This is a genomic window from Micromonospora sp. ALFpr18c, from assembly GCF_008868155.1.
In the GTDB taxonomy this organism is placed as follows: Bacteria; Actinomycetota; Actinomycetes; order Mycobacteriales; family Micromonosporaceae; genus Micromonospora.
The window spans coordinates 1-3,445 of the sequence record NZ_WBKR01000332.1 but is presented as its reverse complement, the minus strand read 5'-3'; the positions used below and the strand labels follow the sequence as shown (position 1 = coordinate 3,445).

General features: G+C 68.9%; 2 protein-coding genes. One reads left to right on the top strand and one right to left on the bottom strand.

Features of this window, described 5'->3' with window-relative positions:
• Window positions 1–20: 20 nt before the first annotated feature.
• Entirely contained in the window at window positions 21–425 is a 405-nt protein-coding gene (locus tag F8271_RS30585) for a YjbQ family protein (protein ID WP_192580533.1), read from the bottom strand.
• Between the two features lie 185 nt (window positions 426–610).
• On the opposite strand from F8271_RS30585, the gene aceE reads away from it, so the two are divergent.
• Window positions 611–3,349 carry a pyruvate dehydrogenase (acetyl-transferring), homodimeric type gene (gene aceE / locus F8271_RS30580; RefSeq protein WP_151493265.1) on the top strand — a complete coding sequence of 913 codons (2,739 nt, stop codon included), beginning with the start codon at window positions 611–613 and terminating at the stop codon, window positions 3,347–3,349.
• Window positions 3,350–3,445 lie beyond the last annotated feature (96 nt).

The following is a 3,445-nucleotide window of genomic DNA, read 5'->3' as shown; positions in this document are numbered from 1 at the left end:
TGGTCGCCCCAGGACAGCGGTCAGCCGGGGAGGAAGGAGAAGCGGACCTGGCGGGTCGGGTTGTCACCGTTCGTGTCGACCAGGCAGATCGACTGCCAGGTGCCCAGGGCGAGCCGGCCGCCGAGCACCGGCAGCGTGGCGTACGGGGGGACGAACGCGGGCAGCACGTGGTCGCGGCCGTGGCCGGGTGAGCCGTGCCGGTGCCGCCAGCGGTTGTCGGTGGGCAGCAGCGCGTCCAGGGCGGTGATCAGGTCGTCGTCGGAGCCCGACCCGGTCTCGATGATCGCCAGTCCGGCGGTGGCGTGCGGCACGAAGACGTGCAGCAGGCCGTCGCCCTCGGTCGAGACGAACTGCTGGGCCTCCGCGGTGATGTCCCGGACGGTCGGCCGGGACCCGGTCTGGACGGTGATCACGTCACTGCGCATACGTCGCATTCTGCCGCAGTGGGCACAGACGACGGGAGGGTGGGGAAAGACGGGCCGTAGCGCTAAGTTACCGACGGGTACCTGTGTTCAGCATCGCGTCCGGGGCACCTAGACGTGACGGCGGGTGCCACCAGGGGGCAGGATGGCGCCAGAGACCTATCCCACACACAACCGAGGGAACGCCTGTGGCTACGGAACGCAAGCGCCCGGTGATCAGCGACGGCCTACCGAGCCAGCTTCCGGACATCGACCCTGAAGAGACCAGCGAATGGGTCGAGTCGCTTGACGGTGTCATCGACGAGCGGGGTGCCAAACGCGCCCGCTACGTCATGCTGCGCCTGCTGGAGCGGGCCCGTGAGCGCCAGGTCGGGGTTCCGCCCCTGACCACGACCGACTACATCAACACCATCCCGTCGGAACGCGAGCCGTGGTTCCCGGGCGACGAGCATGTCGAGCGTCGGATCCGGGCGTACGTCCGGTGGAACGCCGCCATGCTGGTGCACCGGGCGCAGCGCCCGGAGATCGGCGTCGGTGGGCACATCTCCACCTTCGCCAGCTCCGCGTCGCTCTACGAGGTGGGCTTCAACCACTTCTTCCGGGGCAAGAACCACCCCGGCGGCGGCGACCACATCTTCTACCAGGGCCACGCCTCCCCCGGCATGTACGCGCGGGCGTTCCTGGAGGGGCGGCTCAACGAGCACCAGCTCGACGGGTTCCGTCAGGAGCTGTCCCACCCGGGCGGCGGTCTTCCGTCGTACCCGCACCCACGGCTGATGCCGGACTTCTGGGAGTTCCCCACCGTCTCGATGGGGCTCGGCGGTCTGAACGCGATCTACCAGGCCCGGTTCAACCGGTACCTACAGCACCGCGGCATCAAGGACACCTCGCAGCAGCACGTGTGGGCGTTCCTCGGCGACGGCGAGATGGACGAGCCGGAGACGCTGGGCGCCATCGGTGTGGCCGCCCGCGAGGAGTTGGACAACCTCACCTTCGTGATCAACTGCAACCTGCAGCGGCTGGACGGCCCGGTCCGCGGCAACGGCAAGGTCATGCAGGAGCTGGAGGCGTTCTTCCGGGGTGCCGGCTGGAACGTGATCAAGGTCGTCTGGGGCCGTGAGTGGGACCCGTTGCTCGCCGCGGACACCGACGGCGCGCTGGTCAACCTCATGAACACCACGACCGACGGTGACTACCAGACCTACAAGGCCGAGTCCGGCGCGTACGTGCGGGAGCACTTCTTCGGCCGCGACGCGCGGACCCGCAAGATGGTCGAGCCGCTCAGCGACGACGAGATCTGGAACCTCAAGCGGGGTGGGCACGACTACCGCAAGCTCTACGCGGCCTACAAGGCGGCCACCGAGCACACCGGTCAGCCGACGGTCATCCTGGCGAAGACGATCAAGGGCTGGACGCTCGGCTCGCACTTCGAGGGCCGCAACGCGACCCACCAGATGAAGAAGCTGACGCTGGAGGATCTGAAGACCTTCCGCGACCGGCTCTACCTGGACATCCCGGACTCGGCGCTGGAGGACAACCCCTACCTGCCGCCGTACTACAACCCGGGTGAGAAGTCCGATGAGGTCCAGTACCTCAAGGAGCGGCGCGAGCAGCTCGGCGGCTACCTGCCGTCGCGGCGGACCAGCACCAAGCGGCTGACCATCCCCGGTCCGGAGCGGTTCGCCGACGTCAAGCGCGGCTCGGGCAAGCAGAAGGTGGCCACCACGATGGCCTTCGTCCGCCTGCTCAAGGACATCATGAAGGACAAGGAGTTCGGCAAGCGCTGGGTGCCGATCATCCCGGACGAGGCGCGCACCTTCGGCCTCGACTCGATCTTCCCGACCGCGAAGATCTACTCGCCGCACGGCCAGCGCTACACCTCGGTCGACCGGGAGCTGTTCCTGTCGTACAAGGAGTCGACGACCGGGCAGATCCTGCACGAGGGCATCAACGAGGCCGGTTCGGTCGCGTCGTTCACCGCCGCGGGCTCGGCGTACGCCACCCACGACGAGCCGATGATCCCGATGTACATCTTCTACTCGATGTTCGGGTTCCAGCGGACCGCCGACGGGCTGTGGGCGGCGGCCGACCAGATGGCGCGCGGCTTCCTGCTCGGCGCGACCGCGGGGCGTACCACGCTCAACGGTGAGGGTCTGCAGCACGAGGACGGCCACTCGCTGCTGATCGCCGCCACCAACCCGGCGGTGGTCGCGTACGACCCGGCGTTCTCGTTCGAGATCGCGCACATCATGGAAGCCGGCCTGCACCGGATGTACGGGGACGCGCAGGAGAACGTCTTCTACTACCTGACGGTCTACAACGAGCCGATCCTGCAGCCGGCCGAGCCGGCCGGCGTGGATCTGGAGGGCCTGCTCAAGGGCATCTACCGCTACTCGCCGGCGCCGCAGGTCGACGGGCCGAAGGCCAACGTGCTCGCCTCGGGCACCGGCATGCAGTGGGCGCTCAGGGCCCAGCAGCTGCTCGCCCAGGACTGGGGTGTGGCCGCGGACGTCTGGTCGGTGACCTCCTGGACCGAGCTGCGCCGCGACGCGGTGGAGGCCGAGGAGTACAACCTGCTCAACCCGGGCGCCGAGGCGAAGGTGCCGTACATCCAGCAGAAGCTGGCGGACGCGGACGGGCCGAAGGTCGCGGTCAGCGACTGGATGCGCGCCGTACCGGACCTGATCGCCCGCTGGGTACCGGGCGACTACACGTCGCTCGGCACCGACGGGTTCGGCATGTCGGACACCCGGCACGCGCTGCGTCGGCACTTCCACGTCGACGCCGAGTCGATCGTGGTGGCCACGCTGCGGCAGCTCGCCCGCAGCGGCGCGGTGGCGGCCACCGTGCCGGCCGAGGCCGCCAAGAAGTACGCGATCGACGACGTCAACGCCGCCCCGGTCGGCGAGACCGGCGGCGACAGCTGATTTCGAGTACGACCAGGAAGGGCCCGGCGCTGGTGCGCCGGGCCCTTCTGGCTTCCCCTACCCGGACGGGGCGCGGGCTGGCCCTTATACACATCT